15 protein-coding genes are annotated in these 16999 nt (G+C 65.4%); 5 read left to right on the forward strand and 10 right to left on the reverse strand.

Annotation, left to right across the window (positions count from 1 at the left end; translation table 11 throughout):
* Positions 1-12: 12 nt before the first annotated feature.
* The 4 genes from ugpC to SRAH_RS07360 are packed head-to-tail and all read right to left on the reverse strand — an operon-like array spanning position 13 to position 4205.
* Entirely contained in the window at positions 13-1020 is a 1008-nt protein-coding gene (gene ugpC / locus SRAH_RS07345) for a sn-glycerol-3-phosphate ABC transporter ATP-binding protein UgpC (protein ID WP_029462703.1), read from the reverse strand.
* A 19-nt stretch (positions 1021-1039) separates the two neighbouring features.
* On the reverse strand, positions 1040-1900 hold the full coding sequence (gene ugpE, locus SRAH_RS07350; protein WP_232841005.1) for a sn-glycerol-3-phosphate ABC transporter permease UgpE: 861 nt from the start codon (positions 1898-1900) through the stop codon (positions 1040-1042).
* A gap of 9 nt (positions 1901-1909) precedes the next feature.
* Complete coding sequence (gene ugpA / locus SRAH_RS07355) at positions 1910-2794, reverse strand: sn-glycerol-3-phosphate ABC transporter permease UgpA (RefSeq protein WP_029462705.1); 885 nt, start codon at positions 2792-2794, stop codon at positions 1910-1912.
* Positions 2795-2852: 58 nt separating this feature from the next.
* Positions 2853-4205 carry an extracellular solute-binding protein gene (locus tag SRAH_RS07360; RefSeq protein WP_029462706.1) on the reverse strand — a complete coding sequence of 451 codons (1353 nt, stop codon included), beginning with the start codon at positions 4203-4205 and terminating at the stop codon, positions 2853-2855.
* 211 nt (positions 4206-4416) lie between these two features.
* On the opposite strand from SRAH_RS07360, the gene SRAH_RS07365 reads away from it, so the two are divergent.
* The 3 genes from SRAH_RS07365 (at position 4417) to SRAH_RS07380 (ending at position 7587) form a co-directional block, all read left to right on the forward strand.
* Positions 4417-5622, forward strand: a complete 1206-nt coding sequence (locus tag SRAH_RS07365; RefSeq protein ID WP_045476606.1) for a glycosyltransferase family 4 protein — start codon at positions 4417-4419, stop codon at positions 5620-5622.
* 202 nt (positions 5623-5824) lie between these two features.
* Positions 5825-6637 (forward strand): GNAT family N-acetyltransferase, encoded by an 813-nt coding sequence (locus SRAH_RS07375; protein ID WP_029462708.1) that lies wholly within the window; start codon positions 5825-5827, stop codon positions 6635-6637.
* Entirely contained in the window at positions 6637-7587 is a 951-nt protein-coding gene (locus SRAH_RS07380) for a UDP-2,3-diacylglucosamine diphosphatase (RefSeq protein WP_082210115.1), read from the forward strand. Before SRAH_RS07375 ends, SRAH_RS07380 begins: the two co-directional genes overlap by 1 nt.
* On the opposite strand, the gene SRAH_RS07385 is transcribed toward SRAH_RS07380, so the two are convergent.
* Positions 7577-9010, reverse strand: coding sequence for a coniferyl aldehyde dehydrogenase (locus SRAH_RS07385; RefSeq protein WP_029462710.1), 1434 nt, complete (start codon positions 9008-9010; stop codon positions 7577-7579). The two genes, SRAH_RS07380 and SRAH_RS07385, sit on opposite strands and share 11 nt — an antisense overlap.
* Before the next feature lie 61 nt (positions 9011-9071).
* Positions 9072-10214, reverse strand: a complete 1143-nt coding sequence (locus tag SRAH_RS07390) for a PQQ-dependent sugar dehydrogenase (RefSeq protein WP_082210122.1) — start codon at positions 10212-10214, stop codon at positions 9072-9074.
* Between the two features lie 202 nt (positions 10215-10416).
* On the opposite strand from SRAH_RS07390, the gene SRAH_RS07395 reads away from it, so the two are divergent.
* Both SRAH_RS07395 and rpoH read left to right on the forward strand, forming a co-directional pair.
* A complete protein-coding gene (locus SRAH_RS07395; RefSeq protein WP_052369127.1) occupies positions 10417-10953 on the forward strand; it encodes a hemerythrin domain-containing protein in 537 nt (178 codons plus the stop codon).
* A gap of 139 nt (positions 10954-11092) precedes the next feature.
* On the forward strand, positions 11093-12058 hold the full coding sequence (gene rpoH, locus SRAH_RS07400; protein ID WP_045476609.1) for an RNA polymerase sigma factor RpoH: 966 nt from the start codon (positions 11093-11095) through the stop codon (positions 12056-12058).
* A gap of 15 nt (positions 12059-12073) precedes the next feature.
* Here the strand turns inward: rpoH and lysS are convergent, their stop codons facing one another.
* From lysS to SRAH_RS07420, 4 genes are all read right to left on the reverse strand, one after another.
* A complete protein-coding gene (gene lysS / locus SRAH_RS07405) occupies positions 12074-13612 on the reverse strand; it encodes a lysine--tRNA ligase (RefSeq protein ID WP_029462714.1) in 1539 nt (512 codons plus the stop codon).
* A gap of 103 nt (positions 13613-13715) precedes the next feature.
* The gene (locus SRAH_RS07410; protein ID WP_197537863.1) at positions 13716-15200 is read right to left on the reverse strand and encodes a tripartite tricarboxylate transporter permease; all 1485 of its coding nucleotides are present in this window, start codon (positions 15198-15200) and stop codon (positions 13716-13718) included.
* An 8-nt stretch (positions 15201-15208) separates the two neighbouring features.
* Entirely contained in the window at positions 15209-15703 is a 495-nt protein-coding gene (locus SRAH_RS07415) for a tripartite tricarboxylate transporter TctB family protein (RefSeq protein ID WP_029462716.1), read from the reverse strand.
* A gap of 64 nt (positions 15704-15767) precedes the next feature.
* The gene (locus SRAH_RS07420) at positions 15768-16787 is read right to left on the reverse strand and encodes a tripartite tricarboxylate transporter substrate binding protein (protein WP_052369128.1); all 1020 of its coding nucleotides are present in this window, start codon (positions 16785-16787) and stop codon (positions 15768-15770) included.
* Positions 16788-16999 lie beyond the last annotated feature (212 nt).

The following is a 16999-nucleotide window of genomic DNA, read 5'->3' on the forward strand; positions in this document are numbered from 1 at the left end:
GCAAATGCAGCTTCAAGTGCGGCGCAACCCGGTGTCGGCGTCGAATGTCATGATGAACCCGGGCTGCGGTTGCACGCGCAGCGCTTGGCCCAGGTCGGGGATGGCGCGCTGCGCCGAGACGCGGATGGTGAGCAACTCCTCGCCCAAGCGGGCGTGGATCAGGCGCTCGGCCCCGAGCAGCTCGACCGAATCGACCACTGTGTCCCAGCCCTGCTCACCGATCTGCAAATGCTCGGGGCGTATCCCCAGCACCGTGCCGGGACGCACCCCGCTGGCATGGCGCAGCAGGTTCATGGGCGGCGCCCCCATGAAACCGGCCACAAACAGGCTGGCCGGGTTTTCATAAACCTCGGTCGGGGTGCCCATTTGCTCCACCCGGCCCGCGTTCATCACCATCATGCGCTGCGCCAGCGTCATGGCCTCGACCTGGTCGTGCGTCACGAACAGCGAGGTGATGCCGAGCTCGCGGTGCAGCTTCTGGATTTCGAGCCGGGTTTGGGCGCGCAGCTTGGCGTCGAGGTTGGAGAGCGGTTCGTCGAACAAAAACACCTGCGGCTGGCGCACGATGGCGCGCCCCATGGCCACGCGCTGGCGCTGCCCGCCCGAGAGGTGGCCGGGTTTGCGCTCCAGCAGGTGCGAGAGCTCCAGTATGCGCGCCGCCTGGTCCACACGCTGGCGGATCTCGGCTGCGGGCAGGCCGCGGATGCGCAAGCCATACGACATGTTGTCGAACACGCTCATGTGCGGATAGAGGGCGTAGTTCTGGAACACCATGGCGATGTCGCGCTGGGCCGGCTCCACCTGGTTGACCACGCGCGGGCCAATGGCGATCTCGCCTGCGGTGATCGACTCCAGCCCGGCCACCATGCGCAGCAGCGTGCTCTTGCCGCAGCCCGAGGGGCCGACGATGACGACAAACTCGCCGTCGGCAATCTGGGCATCGACGCCATGGATCACGGGCACCGCCGTGGGACCGATGCCGTAGGTTTTTTTGACTTGTTTGAGGGTCAGCGCAGCCATATGAATTGCATTTTTAAGGTTATTTTTCGCTGTCCACCAGCCCTTTGACGAACCACTTCTGCATCAGCAGCACCACCAGCGCGGGCGGCAGCAGCGCCATCAAGGTGGTGGCCATGACCACGTTCCAGTCGGTGGCGGCGTCGCCGCTGCCGATCTGCTTGGCGATGCCGACCACGATGGTGTCGAGGTTTTGGTCGGTGACGATGAGCAGCGGCCACAGGTACTGGTTCCAGCCATAAACGAACATGATCACAAACAGGGCCGCGAGCTGGGTGCGCGTGAGCGGCAGCACCACGTCCCAGAAAAAGCGCAGCGGCCCGGCGCCGTCCATCTTGGCCGCCTCTACCAGCTCGTCGGGCAGGGTGAGGAAGAACTGGCGCAGCAGCAAGGTGGCGGTAGCCGAGGCGATCAGAGGCAGCGTCAGGCCGGCGTAGGTGTTGAGCAGGCCCAGATTGGTGACAACTTCGTAGGTGGGCAAAATGCGCACCTCCACCGGCAGCATGAGCGTGATAAAAATCAGCCAGAAGCAAAAGGTGCGCCCAGGGAAGCGGAAAAACACCACGGCGTAGGCAGAAATGAGCGAGACCGCGATCTTGCCGACCGCGATCACCAGCGCCATGATCAGGCTGTTGAGCAACATCACCCACACCGGCGGCGAGAGGAAATTGCCCTGCATGCCCTCGATCAGCACGCGGCTGTAGTTCTCCCAAGCCTGGTCGCCGGGCAGCATGGGCATGGGGGCTTGGGCGATTTCGGGGTTGCTGAGGGTGGAGGCCACGAAAGCGATGTAGAGCGGCAAGGCCGTGATGGCCAAGCCGATCCAGATCACGGCATGGGCCAGAAACTGGCCCGGCATAGCGTGCGAGGGGCTGTGGTTCATGCTCGGCTTTTAGGAGTAGTGCACCCGGCGCTCAAGGAAGCGAAACTGCAGCAGCGTCAGGCCGATCACCATGAGCATGAGCAGCACCGACTGCGCCGCCGAACCGCCGAGGTCGAGCGCGATCATGCCGTCGGTATAGACCTTATAGACCAGTGTTTCGGTGGCCGCCGCCGGGCCGCCCTGCGTGACGGCGTGGATCACGCCAAAGGTGTCGAAAAAGGCATACACGAGGCCGACCACGAGCAAAAAGAAGGTGGTGGGCGAGAGCAGCGGGAACACGATGGTGCGAAAGCGCCGCCACGGCCCGGCGCCGTCGATGGCGGCGGCCTCCAGCAGCGATTTTGGAATCGACTGCAAACCGGCCAAAAAGAACAAGAAGTTGTAGGCCACCTGCTTCCAAGCCGAGGCCAGGATGACCAGCAGCATGGCGTCGCTGCCGTCGAGCGTGGGGTTCCAGTCCACCCCCAGCGCCTGCACCCAGTAGGCCACCACGCCGATGGCCGGGTTGAACATGAACAACCACAGCACCCCGGCGATGGCCGGCGCAATGGCGTAGGGAATCATGAGCGCGGTGGTGTAGGTGGCGCGCGCGCGCAGCAGGGCGTCGGCGGCCAAGGCCAGCAGCAGCGCGGGCACCATGGCCAGCAGCGTCACGGCGCTGGCAAACAGCAGCGTGCGCCAGAGCGACTCGTAATAGGCCGGATCGGTGAGCACGGTGTGAAAGTTGTCGAACCCGACAAAACGCACCGACAGGCCGAAGGGGTCCTGCTCCTGAAAGGCCATCAACAGCGCCTGCAGGCTGGGCCAGATAAAGAAGATCAGCGTGACGACCAGTTGCGGGGCCAGCAAGGCGTAGGGCAACCAGCGGTTGGGAAATATGACTTTTCTTTGCATAAGCAAACCCGCCTCCGTAAAGGAGGCGGGTTATCAGGTGGCAACCCGGAAAGGGCTATTAGTTGACCGAGCGCTCAAAGGCGCGCAGTTGGGCGTTGCCACGGCGCTCGAAGTTCATCAGCGCCTGGGCGGCGGTCTGGCGGCCTTGCAGCGCGCGCTCGACTTCTTCGTGGTAGATGTCGCGGATCTCGGTCCAGCGGCCAAAGCGGTAGCCTTGGGTGAACTGGCCTTGGCGCGCTTCGATGAGCGAGAGGATGGGCACGTCGCGGCCCGGGTTCTGGGTGAAGAACCCCGCCTGCTGCATGGCGCGGAAGGAGCTGTTGGTGGCGGGCAGGAAGCCGGTGGTGCGCGCCCATTCGGTCATCACGCGGTCGGAGCGCAGGAAGTCGAGGAACATGGCCACGCCGCGCAGCTCGTTGGCGCTGCGGTTGGGGGCGTTGAACACCCACAGCGAGGCGCCGCCGATGGTGGTGGCAAAGGGTGCGCCCTGCACATCGGGCCAATGCGGCAACTGGGCGGTGGCGAGCTGGAAGCGGCCGTCGCGCTGGATCGCGGCCAAACCGCCGGAGGACTGCAACAGCATGGCGCACTGGCCGCTGATGAACTTGGCCGCTGCGTCATTCGAGCGCCCGCCGTAGGAGAAGGCGCGTGTGGCTTGCAAGTCCACCAGGGTCTGGATCATGCGCTGGTTGAGCGGGTTGTTGACCGTCAGGCTGGCGCCTGCACCGGCGCGGCCGTTGTCAAGCGTGCCGATCTGCTGGTTGTGGCGGGCGTTGAACTGCTCCAGCATGATCCAGGCCAGCCAGGTGGTGGTGAAGCCGCATTCGGCGGCGCCGCTGCTGCGAATCTGGTTGGCGGCAGCGATCATTTCGGGCCAGGTGCGCGGTGGCCGGTTCGGGTCAAGGCCGGCGCGGCGGAAGGCGTCTTGGTTGTAGAACAGCACCGCAGTCGAGACGTTGAAGGGCATCGAGAGCAGGTTGCCGTTGGGCAGGCCGTAGTAGCCACGCGCCGGCGGGATGAAGTCGGCCGGATTGAAGGCAATGCCAGCGCGCTGGAACACCTCGGAAACCGGAATGATGGCGCCACGCGACTGGACCATGTCGCCCGAACCGGCGTCGAACATCTGCATGATGTGGGGCGGGTTGCCGGCGCGGAAAGCGGCCATGGCAGCGGCGCGCTGCTCGGGGTACTGGCCACGGAACGAGACCACCACGCGGTACTCGGTCTGGCTGCGGTTGAAGTCTTCACCAAAGCGGCTTAACAACTCGCCGTTGGGGCCGGTCAGGCCCATCCACATCTGGATTTCGGTGCGCGCCGGTGCTGCTGCAGGTGCCTGCGCTTGCGCAACCACGGCGCTGGAGGCCGCGGCAAAGGCCAGCGTCAGCGCCAGCAGGTTTTTTTTGAAGGCCATGCGGATGTGCTCCTGTAACAAGGACGGTATGAACGCAGCCGATCCCAACGACCGGCTTGTTCTTCGAATTCTGCCAGCCCAATATGGCAATCTGATGACTCTAGCATGACACTTGCTTTGCCGCACTTGTCGCAAACCCGTAGCCAACCCTTCACAGCTTCTTCATGAATTTGTCACGCCGATGTTATGCAGGCGTTCGATCATGGGAGGCATGAACGCCCTGGACCCCTTCCCGCTTCTGATCGACGACTTTCCGCGCACCCCGCGCTCGTTGCGGGTGGCGCTGGTGAGCGAAACCTACCCGCCCGAAATCAACGGCGTGGCGCTGACCATGGAGCGGCTGGTGCTGGGCTTGCAAGCGCGCCAGCACGACCTGCAAGTGGTGCGCCCACGCCAAGCCCGATCTGAACAACCTGCTGCACAAACGGGCCTGGAGCAGGTGCTGATGCGCAGCCTGCCAATTCCCAACTACCCCCAGATCCGCTTTGGGCTGCCCGCCAAGAGCGCCCTGCTGCGGCTGTGGTCGCTGCGTCGGCCCGACTTGGTGCACATTGCCACCGAGGGGCCGCTGGGCTGGTCGGCGCTGCAGGCGGCGCGCAAGCTCAAGCTGCCGGTCAGCACCGACTTTCACACCAACTTTCACGCCTACAGCCGCCACTACGGCGTGGGCTGGCTGCAAAAGCCGATTGCGGCCTATTTGCGCAAGTTCCACAACTCTGCCGACTGCACCCTGGTGCCCACCACCGAACTGCAAGCGCAACTGCAAGCGCTGGGTTTTGAGCGCCTGCTGGTGATCGGGCGCGGCGTCGAGACGCAGCGCTTTCATCCGGCCAAACGCAGCGCGGCCTTGCGCGCCCAGTGGGGCGTGGGCGAGCGCGACTGCGTGGCCCTGTTCGTGAGCCGCTTGGCCCCCGAAAAAAACCTGGTCTTGCTGGCGCAGGCCCATGCGGCCATGCAGCAGGCCCAGCCCGCTTGCAAATTGGTGGTGGTGGGCGACGGGCCGGCGCGCGGCCAGTTGCAGGCGCTGGCCCCGGCGGCGCTGCTGTGCGGCATGCAAACCGGCGAGGAACTGGCCACCCACTATGCCAGCGCCGACGTGTTCTTGTTCCCCAGCCAGACCGAAACCTATGGCAACGTCATCCCCGAGGCCATGGCCAGCGGACTGGCGGTGCTGGCCTACCGCTACGCCGCCCCGGCCGAGCTGATCGATTCGGGCCACAACGGCGTGCTGGTTCCCTTTGGCGACACGGCCGTTTTCATCGAACAGGCGCGGCAACTGGCGGCGCAGCCCGAGCGCGTGCAGGCCTTGCGGCTGGCGGCGCGCGAACGGGCCAAGGCCCTCGACTGGGGCCAGATCGTGCAGCAAACCGAGGCCTTGTGGCTGCAAATGGTCAGCACGGGCCCGGGCAGCGCCTAAGCGCGCTGCGCCGCCAAACTTTAAGCGCTACATCCCGTCGGTTGCGCCGTGCGATGCCGCTTAGGCAGCGCACCGGCGCTGCTGTAAGCCAATGAAAGATTGATGGATTCTGATTTTGTGCGCTTGTCACGATTTATTCATGCGACTGCCATTGGGGGGACACACAGCGAGCGAAAAATCGAGCCACGAAGGAGCTACACCCATGACCGATTTGTCTGTGCTGGAAAAACTGCGTCAGCCCCAGGGGCTTGGCCTACAGCCGGTGGCGCCGCGCTCTGCGGCTTGCCTGCCTGCCCCCATCAGCGTGGGCTGGGCCCGCCACACCGACGAGGTGCGCGCCGCGCAGCGCTTGCGCTACCTGGTTTTTGCCGAAGAAATGGGCGCCCGCCTGCCGCAGACCCTACCCGGCCACGACATCGATTTGTTCGACGATTTTTGCGAACACCTGCTGGTGCGCGACGCCGCCAGCGAGCAGGTGATCGGCACCTACCGCGTGCTCACCCCCACCCAAGCCCAGCGCGTGGGCGGTTTTTACAGCGAGACCGAATTCGACCTGACGCGGCTGCGCCTGCTGCGCGAGCAGATGGTGGAGCTGGGCCGCAGTTGCGTGCACCCGCAGCACCGCCACGGCGGCGTGATTTTGGCGCTGTGGGGCGCGCTGGCCGAGTTCATGACGCGCAACCGCCTGCACACCATGATCGGCTGCGCCAGCATCCCCATGAACCCCGAGTCCGGCGGCGGCCACGCCGCAGCCAGCATCTGGCGCCAGTTGAGCGCCAAGCACCTGGCTTCGGTCGAATTTCATGTGCGCCCGCGCCTGCCGCTGCCGATCGAGCAGCTTGATGCCTCGCTGCAAGTCGAACCGCCGGCGCTCATCAAAGGCTACCTGCGCCTGGGCACCAAGGTGCTGGGTCCGCCAGCTTGGGACCCAGACTTCAATTCCGCCGATCTGCCCATGATGATGCGCCTAGCCGACCTACCACCGCGCTACCGCAAGCACTGGCTGGGGGCCTGATGCGCAGCGGCTTTGCCCCCGACACCCACCTGCAAGGGCTGTTGGCGGCCGGGGTGGCCACGGCTCCGGCTGCGGCTGCACCGGACGACCCGCGTTCCACCGACGACGACGGCGACGGCGACGACGCGCTGCATGCCTCGGGGCGGCGCTTGCGCACGGTGTTCATCTCTGATATCCATCTGGGCACGGCGGGCTGCCAGGCCAAGGCGCTGCTGGCTTTTTTGAAGGCGCACCCGAGCGAGAAGCTGTATCTGGTGGGCGACATCATCGACGGCTGGCAGTTGCGCCGCAAGTGGTTCTGGCCGCAGAGCCACAACGACGTGGTGCAAAAAATTCTGCGCCGCGCCCGCAAGGGCTGCAAGGTGATTTACGTGCCGGGCAACCACGACGAGTTTGCGCGCCATTTCATCGGCCACCAGTTTGGCGGCGTGGAGGTGGTGGAAGACGCCCTGCACCTGACGGCCGACGGCAAAAAGCTGTGGGTCATCCATGGCGACCACTTCGACGGCGTGATCCAGTACGCCAAGTGGCTGGCCTACCTGGCCGACAACCTGTACGAGCTGGCGCTGCGCCTGAATACGCGCTTCAACTCGCTGCGCGCGCGGCTGGGGCTGCCGTACTGGTCGTTGTCGCAGTATTTGAAGTACAGCGTCAAGGGCGCGGTCAAATACATTCAGCAGTTCGAGCGCGCCGTGGCCCACGAGGCGCGCAAACGCGGCTTCGACGGCGTGATCTGCGGCCACATCCACCACGCCGAAATCCGCGACATCGACGGCATCTTGTACTGCAACGACGGCGACTGGGTCGAGAGCCTGACGGCGCTGGTCGAGCACCACGACGGGCGGCTGGAGATCGTGCACTGGCCCAGCGGGCACAAAACCCTTGGCACGGCGGAGAAGGCGCGCAGCAACGCCAACGCCCGCGCCACCAACCACGCCGTCAGCGGATGAACCTGCGCAGCAACTGCCGCAGCAGCCAGCCGCCGCCCGCAGGCGCGTAGGGCGGATAGACCAGCTCGCCGCTGTTGAAGCGCCCCTTGGCGTGCACGCCCTTGGCCTTGGAGAAGGTGAGGAAGCCCTCGTGGCCGTGGTACTGCCCCATGCCGGAGGCGCCCACGCCGCCAAAAGGCAGCTCGTCTTGCGCCACGTGCATGAGGGTGTCGTTGATGGTCACGCCGCCGCTGTGGGTGCGCTCCAGCACCTGCTGCTGCACCCGGCGGTCGTGGCTAAACAGGTACAGCGCCAGCGGGCGCGGGCCGCGCCGGATCTGCGCCATGGCCTCCTCTAGGCTGGTGTAGCCCAGCACCGGCAGCAGCGGGCCAAAGATTTCTTCTTCCAGCACGGTGGCCCCCTCGGGCACCCCGAGCAGCAGGTGCAGCGGCATTTTGCGCGTGCCCTCGAACGATTCACCGGCCGGGTTGCAGGCGATCACCTCGGCCCCGCCGGCGCGCGCCTGCTCCAGCCAGGCTTGCAGGCGCTGGTGCTGGCGCTCGTTGACGATGGCGCTGTAATCGGGGTTGTCGCGCAAAGTGGGGTAGAGCTGCGCCACCGCGGCTTGCATGGCTCGCGCAAAGGCTTGCTCCTGCCCGGCGGGCAGCAGCACGTAGTCGGGCGCGATGCAGGTTTGGCCGGCGTTGAGCAGCTTGCCAAAGGCAATGCGGCGCGCGGCCACGGCCAGATCGGCATCCGGGGCCACGAGCGCGGGGGACTTGCCACCCAGCTCCAGCGTGACCGGCGTCAGGTGGCGCGCCGCCGCCGCCATCACGATCTTGCCCACAGCGGTGGAGCCGGTGAACAGCAGGTGGTCCCAAGGTTGCTGGGCAAAGGCGCTGGAAATGTCCAGCGCGCCTTCCACCACCGCCACCGTGTCGTCCTCAAAGGCCTCGGCCAGCAAGGTGCGCAGGGCCTGGTTGGTGGCCGGGGTGAACTCCGAGAGCTTGAGCACGACCCGATTGCCCGCCGCCAGCGCCCCCACCAGCGGCAGCAAGGCGAGCTGGATGGGGTAGTTCCACGGCACCATCACCCCCACCACGCCGAGCGGCTGAAAATAGACCCGGTTGCTGGCCGGCGCAAACAGCACGTTTACGCCGCGCCGCTGCGGCTTCATCCAGCCGCGCAAGTGGCGCGCCGTGTGCGCAATGCCTTGCAAGGTGGTGAGGATTTCGGCCAGCAGGGTTTCGTGGCGCGAACGGGCCGAAAAATCGGCGTTCACGGCCGCAATCAGCGCCTCTTGATGCCGCACGAGGGCGCTGCGCAGCGCGTGCAGGCCGGCCAGACGCTGCTGCAAGGTGGGCATGGGGGCGCGCTCGAAGGCGGCGCGCTGCAGGGCAAACAGGGCCTGCAGGTGTTCGACAGAAGACGAATCGGGGTTCATGGGGTGCGGGGCTGAATGGGCTCGGAGGCCCGATTGTCCCAGCAAAGGCGCGGCACGGGCATTAAGGCGGCAGCAGGCGCAGCAACTGGCCGTTGCGCTCGTCGGTGAGCACATAGAGCAGGCCGTCGGGGCCTTCGCGCACATCGCGAATGCGCTGCTGCAGGCCTTCGAGCAGGCGCTGCTGACCCACCACGCGCGCGCCTTCGAGCTGCAGGCGCAGCAGGTGCTGGCCGCGCAGCGCACCCACGAACAAATTGCCCTGCCACTGCGGCCCGTAGCGCTGGCTGCGCAAAAACGCCATGCCCGACGGGGCGATGGAGGGCGTCCAGTGCAGCAGCGGCTGCTCCATGCCGGCGCGTTCGGTGATGCCCTCGCCGATGCGGGTGCCGATGTAGTTGACCCCGTGCGTGATCACCGGCCAGCCGTAGTTGCGCCCGGGCAGCACGCGGTTGATCTCGTCGCCGCCGCGCGGGCCATGGTCGTGGATCCAGAGCTGACCGTCCGGGCCCCAGGCCGCGCCTTGGGGGTTGCGGTGGCCCCAGCTCCAGATCTCGGGCAAGGCCCCGGCGCGGCCGACCAGCGGGTTGTCGCGCGGCGCCGCGCCGTCTTTGGCCACGCGCACCACCTTGCCGTGGTGGTTGTCCAGCGTTTGCGCGTCGTCCATGCGGCTGAAACGGTCGCCTAGCGTCAGGAACAGGTGCCCATCGGGCGCCTCGACGATGCGGCAGCCAAAATGGTGCCGGCTGCCCACCTTGGGGCTTTGGCGAAAAATCACGCGCACCTGCTCGATGCGGCGCGCGTCGGCCGCCAGGCGCGCGCTGGCCAGCGCGGTGGAGTTGCCGCCGCCCGCGGGTGCAGGTTCAGAAAAGCAAAAATAAATGGTGCGGTTGCTGGCAAAGGCGCTGTCGGTGATGAGGTCGAGCAAACCGCCCTGCCCGCCTTCGTCGATCTCGGGCAAGCCCGCCAGCGGCGCGCTCACGCGGCCATCGGCCTGCACCACGCGCAAGCGCCCGGCGCGTTCGGTCACCAGCATCTGGCCGCCGTCGATAAAGGCCAGCGCCCACGGGTGCTCCAGCCCCTGCGCCAGCACCTCGGTGCGCACTTGGCTGGCTTGGGCGGTGGCACTGCCCAGCAGCAGGGCCCACACACCCAAGCAGAGCCCCACCACCGCCCCGGGCCACCGCAAGCGGGTTAGCCCACGCATGCATCCTGCCGCAGCCGCCTTGGGCGCCACGGCTGCGCGCACGGTCGCCCATTGAACGTCAAACATGTGCATCACTCCTGCGGTTTCAAATTTCGACTGCCCATAGGCACTGCAGCCTAAACCGGGCTTGGTTGCGCTGCATCAAATGGCCCAACGCTTTGCGTAGAATAATCCAAAGCCAGACCTTCGGAGGACGCGCACCATGATTTCCCCTCGCACCCAAATCGATCTGTTTGATTTTCTGGATGAGACGCACCGCCAGTTGCAACGCCACTTGGTGCTGCTGCGCGCGGTCGTGGAGGCAAGCCAAGTCGGCGACCTCGACGCGTCGGGTCGCAAGCAAGCGCGCCAAGTGCTGGATTTTTTTAACGGCGAAGCGCGTCAGCACCACCTCGACGAAGAAAACCACATCTTCCCGGTGCTGGCGGCCAGCAGCGACGAAGCGCTGGTGGCTGCCGCGCGTCGCCTGCGCCAAGACCACGGCTGGCTGGAAGAAAACTGGCTGCACATTGAGCCTGCCGTGGCCGCCATGAGCGCGGGCAACCAGTGGTTCGATAGCGCCGAATTGCAGCACGCGCTGGAGGTGTTCGAGGCGCTCTACCTCGATCACCTGCTGCTCGAAGAATCGCTGGCCTACCCAGAAGCCCATAAGCGCCTACAAGCCTACGACCGGGCCGGCATGGGCCGTGAAATGGCGCAACGCCGCTCGGCGCGCCACGCCACCGCGTCGCCGACTTGAAAACCGCTCGCGCTGGTGCGGGCCGTGCCTGCCCGGTGAGCGCCTGCCTCGCCGCCGCGCCTTTGGCCACCGTCTTGGCACTCAAGCCCACAGAGTGCTAATATAGTGGCAATGAATCATGCTTTGTGAGGAGGTACCCATGAGCACCACCGCGCTTGCCCCTTTGCCCTCTTTTCAGTTTGCCCCCTCGGCCCCGGTGGGCTGGAGCGGCGCGTCCGCCTTGGTGCTGCCGCCGCTGGGCAACTTGGACGCCTACATCAGCGCCGTCAACCGGCTGCCGCTGCTCACCCCCGAAGAGGAGCGCGACTACGCCGAGCGCCTGCAACAGCACAACGACCTCGAAGCCGCTGGCCGGCTGGTGATGTCGCACCTGCGGCTGGTGGTCTCGGTCTCGCGCCAATACCTGGGCTACGGCCTGCCGCACGCCGACCTGATCCAAGAGGGCAACATCGGGCTGATGAAGGCCGTCAAGCGCTTCGACCCGCAGCAAGGGGTGCGCTTGGTGAGCTACGCGCTGCACTGGATCAAGGCCGAAATCCACGACTACATCCTAAAAAACTGGCGCATGGTGCGCGTGGCCACCACCAAGGCGCAGCGCAAGCTGTTTTTCAATCTGCGCAGCATGAAGCAGGCCTTCAAGGCCGACGCGCCCGACTCCGACACGCACCGCGAGCAGTTGAGCGAACTTGAGGTGGAGCGCATGGCGCGCGAGCTCAATGTGCGGCGCGAAGACGTGCTGGAGATGCAGACCCGGCTCGCCGGTGGCGATGTGGTGCTGGACCCCAGCCCCGGCGACGACGGCGAGGAGGCCTATGGCCCGATCGCCTACTTGGCCGACAGCAGCCAAGAGCCCACCGCGCTGCTGCAGGCGCGCCAGCGCGAGCACATGGCCAGCGTGGGCGTGCAGCAGGCGCTGGAGCAGCTCGACGAGCGCGCGCGCCGCATCGTGAGCGAGCGCTGGCTGGCGGTGAACGACGACGGCAGCGGCGGCATGACGCTGCACCAGCTTGCGGCCGAATACGGCGTGAGCGCCGAGCGCATTCGGCAAATCGAAAGCGCGGCGCTCAAGAAAATGCGCTTGGCGCTTAGCCAAACATCGGCCTGATTTGCCCGGCCCGGTTCAGCCCTCGCGGCGCAGCGCCGGGAACAAAATCACATCGCGGATGCTGGGGCTGTCGGTGAGCAGCATCAGCAGCCGGTCGATGCCGATGCCGCAGCCGCCCGCGGGCGGCATGCCGTATTCGAGCGCGCGCACAAAGTCGGCATCGAAGTACATGGCTTCGTCGTCGCCGCTGTCTTTGTGGTCCACTTGGGCGGCAAAGCGCGCGGCCTGGTCTTCGGCGTCGTTGAGCTCGCTAAAGCCGTTGGCCACTTCGCGCCCGCTGATGTAGAGCTCGAAGCGCTCGGTGATGGACGGGTCGGCGTCGGAGGCACGCGCCAGCGGCGAGATCTCGGTCGGGTGGTTGCAAATGAAGGTCGGGTTCCAGAGCCGGTGCTCCACCGTTTCCTCGAAATACAGCACCTGCAAGGCGGCCAAGCTGCGCGTGGGCAAGCGCTCTTTCACCGGGTCAAGCCCGAGCTTTTGCAGTTGCGCGATCAGCCACTCGGGCTCATCGACCCGTGGCCCGGCTTCGGTGTGCTTGAGGATGGCTTCGCGGATGGTCAGGCGCTCGAATGGCGCTTGCAAGTCCACATCGCGGCCCTGGTAGCTGAGCCGGGTGCCGCCGCAGACGCGCTGCGCCACGTGGCGGATCATCTGCTCGGTAAACACCATCAGGTCGAGGTGGTTCCAGTAGCCCGCGTAGAACTCCATCATGGTGAACTCGGGGTTGTGGCGCACGCTGATGCCTTCGTTGCGGAAGTTGCGGTTGATTTCGAACACGCGCTCGAAACCGCCCACCAGCAGCCGCTTGAGGTAAAGCTCGGGCGCGATGCGCAGGTACATCTGCTGCTCCAGCGCGTTGTGGTGCGTGACGAACGGCCGCGCATTGGCCCCGCCCGGTATCGGGTGCAGCATCGGGGTTTCGACTTCCAAAAATTCGTGCGCCACCATGAACTCGCGCAAGCTGGTCACGGCCAGGCTGCGCGCCAGAAAGCGGCGCCGCGCCTGGGCGTCGGTCATCAGGTCCACATAGCGCTGGCGGTACTTGAGCTCCTGGTCGTGCACGCCGTGAAACTTGTCGGGCAGCGGGCGCAGGCTTTTGGTGACCAGCCGCAGCCTATCGACCAGCACCGTGAGTTCGCCGGTTTTGGTCTTGAACAGCACCCCCTCGGCGGCCACGATGTCGCCCAGGTCCCAGTGTTTGAAGGCGCCGTGCAGCTCAGGCCCCACGCTGGCGTCGTTGAGGTAGATCTGGATGCGGCCCTCGGAGGGGCCAAAGGAGGCGTCTTGCAGCGTGGCAAAGCTGGCCTTGCCCATCACGCGCTTGAGCATCATGCGCCCGGCCACGCTGGCGCGCACCTGCAGCGGCTCCAGCATCTCTTTGCTCAGGCCGCCGTACTCGGCGTGCAAGCCTTCGGCGCGCTGCTGCGGCTTGATGTCGTTCGGGAAGGCCACCGGCCCACCCGCCGCCTGCGCTTGGCGCAGCGCCTGCAGCTTGGCGCGCCGCTCGGCGATCAGGTGGTTTTCGTCGGCGGGCAGGGGCGTGTGGTCGGCCATGGTGAGCAGGGGTAAAACTTAAAACCTTTCATTTTACCCTTGGCCATGCCGTGTTGCGCACCCTTGGTCCGCCCCTAGCCACCCACACCCCTACAGTCGCCGCCTACTTGCCCCGGCTGCGCCAGCGCTTCCACCACGGCGTGCTCACCAGCAGGCTAAAGCCCAGGGCCAGCAGCAAGATGACGGAAATCGGCGAGGTGAAGAACTCGGTGAAGAACAGCACCGGGTCTTCGCCCGTCATCAGGATCGACTGGCGGTAACTGCGCTCAAGCAAGGGCCCGAGCACGATCCCCAAGATGATCGGCGCCACCGGAAAGCCGTAAATCTTCATCAGATAGCCGAGCACGCCAAAGCCCAGCATCCAATAGACATCGACCGGGTTGTTGTTGATGGCGTAGGCCCCGACGGCCGACAGGATCAGGATCACCGGCAGCAAAAAGGCTTTGGGGGTTTCGACCACCTTGGCAAAAATGCGGATGCCGGTCAGGCCAAAGATGAGCAGGAAGATGTTGGCCAGCACCAGCGAGCCGACGATGAACCAGAACAAATCCGGGGTTTCGGTCATCAGCAGCGGGCCGGGGCGCAGGCCGTGGATGAACATGGCGCCGATGATCACCGCCGTCACGGCGTCGCCCGGTATGCCCAGCGTCATCATGGGAATGTAGGCCCCACCCACCGAGGCGTTGTTGGCGCTCTCGGGCGCCACCACCCCTTCGTAAGCGCCTTGGCCAAAGGGGCGCGAGGGGTTCTTGGTCGAGCGCCGTGCGTGGTCGTAGGCCATCAGGGCCGCAATGTCACCGCCTGCACCCGGCAGCGCCCCAATGCCCACCCCAATTGCGGAGGAACGCATGGAAAGCGGCAGGTGCTGCTTGACCAGCGCCCACGATGGAACGATTTTGCTCACGTTTTGCTTGACCGCCTTGACGTGCAGATAGTGCATCTGCGCCAGCACCTCGGCCACGCCAAAGAGCCCGATCATGGCGGCAATGAAGTTGATGCCGGCCGACAGTTGCAGCGAATCGAAGGTCAGGCGCGCCTCGGCCGTGAGCGGGTCCAGCCCCACGGTCGAGATCAAGACCCCGAGGGCAGCGGCAAAAACCCCCTTGGCCATCGAGTCGCCCGTGAGCCCGCCCACCAGCAGCAGGCCCATCACGGCCAGCAGAAGGTAGTCGCGCGGGCTGAACATCAGGGCCAGCTCAGAGACCATCGGCGCCGCGACGGCCAACACCGCAATGCCGACAAAGCCGCCAATCACCGACATCACGGTGGACAGGCCGATCACCTGCCCAGCCAGACCCATTTTGGCCAGCGGGTAGCCGTCGAGGGTGGTGGCCACCGCCGCCGGTGCGCCAGGGATATTGAGCAAAATGGCGCTGCGCGAGCCGCCATAGACGCCGCCCAAAAAGATGCCGGAAATCAGCACCAGCGCATCCTGAATCGGCCACTTGAAGGTAAAGGAGACCAAGATCGACACCGCCATGGTGACCGACAAGCCCGGAATGGCGCCGATGTAAATGCCGGCAAAGGTGCCGATGGCGGCCAGCAGCAGCAGCCATGGGTCGATCCAGGAGGCAAAAAATGGGGTCAAAATTTCCATCACTGAAACACCCCTTGCCACAGCAAACCGGCCGGCAGCACGACCGAAAACAACTCTTCAAACACGATGTAGATCACACCCAGCGTACCCACACTGACCACCAGGTTCATAACCCAGCGGTAGCTGCCGAGCACGAACATCGACGCCAGCAAAAACAAAAAAGAGACCAACAAAAACCCGATCTGCTCCAGCAGCACCACGTACAGCACGATCAGCACCAGCATCACCAGCAAGGCCGGCGGGGTGACTTGCACCATCAGCCGGCGCAAGGTGCTGGCCTCGGTCGTGTCGGGCGGGCGGCGCAGCGTCTGCACCAGAATCGCCAAGGCACAAACCGCCATCAGGCCCGCAGCGGCCATGGGCACCGCCCCCGCCGACGCAAACGACTCAAAGCCCGATATGGTGTAGGCCGACCACAACAAAAACAGACTCACGGCCAGCAGCAGCAGCACAAAAAAGACTTCGCCTACGAGCCTGGGTTTGGGTTCCGACATGGCAGCACCTGCTACGAAAATAAAAAGGGCGCGCAACCGCTGCGCGCCCGCTTCAAATAAGGCTTTAGCGGGGCCGCGGAATGCCCAGTGTTTCTGGGTTCACACGGGCCTGACCGGCGTCTTGGTAGAGCCAAGCCGTGGTCGAGACCCAGCGGTTGATGAAGCGCTGCGCCTCGTCGCCGCCTAGGTTGAGCATGGTGTTGCCACGCCCTTCCATCATGCGCCGGTACTCGGGGTTGTTGCCGGCTTCACGGAAAGCCGCCACCAGCCGCGCCTTGGCGGCATCGGGCACCTCGCGCCGCACAAACACGCCAAACCAGGCGCCCCAAGGCAAAAAGCGCGGCAAGCGCGCCAGCGAAGGCGCATTGGTCATGGGGGCAATGCCCTGGAAGGGCTGGTCGCTCAGCACCCCCAAGGCCTTGAGCCGGCCAGCGCGCACGTGCTCGATGGCGGCCGCCGAGGTGAGGAAACCGATGTCAATATGCCCCCCTTGCAGCGCGGCAATGGCCGGGCCGTCGCCGTCGAAAGGCACCATCAGGGTTTCGAAGCGCGTCAGCGTCGAGATCATCAGGTTGACGGTAAAGGGCACCGTGCCCACCCCGGACAGGTACTGGCGCACCCGGCGCGGGTTGGCCTGCACGAAGCTCAGAATGTCTTGCATGGTGTTCCACGGCGCGTCGGGGCGCGTCACCAGCAAGATGGTGTTGGCCATGGCGGCGATGTTGACCGGGAAAAACTCGTTGTAGTCAAAATCGGCCACGCCCATGACGCGAAACAGCGACTGCGGCTCGGCCCCCATGAGCAGGGTGTAGCCATCAGCGGGCTGCTGGCGCACGAAATTGGCCGCCAGTGCACCCGCCGCGCCCGGGCGGTTGGACAGCACGATGTTGCGCCCGAGCAGGCGTTCGGCGTGCGGCGCATAGCCGCGCATGCTGATGTCGGTGCCGCCACCGGCGCCAAACTGGATGACGCCGTTGATGTCGCGCGTCGGGAAAGGCGCTTGAGCCAGAGCGAGCTTGCTCATCGAGGCGCTGGCCAGCGCGGCGAGCGAAGCGCCCATGAATTGGCGTTTGTCTAGGGTCATGATGACTGTCTCCTGAGAAGTTGGTACGAAAAAAACCGACAACGGACACGGCTTGCGAGACCTGCCGGCACCCACGCAATGGCTTGCCCCAAGTCCTGTAGGGTACTCTATGCGAAGCCGCATGGCCCAAGAAGATCCACCCCGCACCGCTCGATCGACCAACAAACATCGACGAACGATCATCGATCAAATTAATGGAATACCCTAGGATT

Source organism: Serpentinimonas barnesii, from assembly GCF_000696225.1.
Classification (GTDB): domain Bacteria; phylum Pseudomonadota; class Gammaproteobacteria; order Burkholderiales; family Burkholderiaceae_C; genus Serpentinimonas; species Serpentinimonas barnesii.

Excerpts from the sequence above, each read along its gene's own strand:
- ugpC (WP_029462703.1), bottom strand. The coding sequence starts at position 1,020 with ATGGCTGCGCTGACCCTCAAACAAGTCAAAAAAACCTACGGCATCGGT.
- ugpE (WP_232841005.1), bottom strand. The coding sequence starts at position 1,900 with ATGAACCACAGCCCCTCGCACGCTATGCCGGGCCAGTTTCTGGCCCAT.
- ugpA (WP_029462705.1), bottom strand. The coding sequence starts at position 2,794 with ATGCAAAGAAAAGTCATATTTCCCAACCGCTGGTTGCCCTACGCCTTG.
- SRAH_RS07360 (WP_029462706.1), bottom strand. The coding sequence starts at position 4,205 with ATGGCCTTCAAAAAAAACCTGCTGGCGCTGACGCTGGCCTTTGCCGCG.
- SRAH_RS07365 (WP_045476606.1), top strand. The coding sequence starts at position 4,417 with ATGAACGCCCTGGACCCCTTCCCGCTTCTGATCGACGACTTTCCGCGC.
- SRAH_RS07375 (WP_029462708.1), top strand. The coding sequence starts at position 5,825 with ATGACCGATTTGTCTGTGCTGGAAAAACTGCGTCAGCCCCAGGGGCTT.
- SRAH_RS07380 (WP_082210115.1), top strand. The coding sequence starts at position 6,637 with ATGCGCAGCGGCTTTGCCCCCGACACCCACCTGCAAGGGCTGTTGGCG.
- SRAH_RS07385 (WP_029462710.1), bottom strand. The coding sequence starts at position 9,010 with ATGAACCCCGATTCGTCTTCTGTCGAACACCTGCAGGCCCTGTTTGCC.
- SRAH_RS07390 (WP_082210122.1), bottom strand. The coding sequence starts at position 10,214 with ATGCGTGGGCTAACCCGCTTGCGGTGGCCCGGGGCGGTGGTGGGGCTC.
- SRAH_RS07395 (WP_052369127.1), top strand. The coding sequence starts at position 10,417 with ATGATTTCCCCTCGCACCCAAATCGATCTGTTTGATTTTCTGGATGAG.
- rpoH (WP_045476609.1), top strand. The coding sequence starts at position 11,093 with ATGAGCACCACCGCGCTTGCCCCTTTGCCCTCTTTTCAGTTTGCCCCC.
- lysS (WP_029462714.1), bottom strand. The coding sequence starts at position 13,612 with ATGGCCGACCACACGCCCCTGCCCGCCGACGAAAACCACCTGATCGCC.
- SRAH_RS07415 (WP_029462716.1), bottom strand. The coding sequence starts at position 15,703 with ATGTCGGAACCCAAACCCAGGCTCGTAGGCGAAGTCTTTTTTGTGCTG.
- SRAH_RS07420 (WP_052369128.1), bottom strand. The coding sequence starts at position 16,787 with ATGACCCTAGACAAACGCCAATTCATGGGCGCTTCGCTCGCCGCGCTG.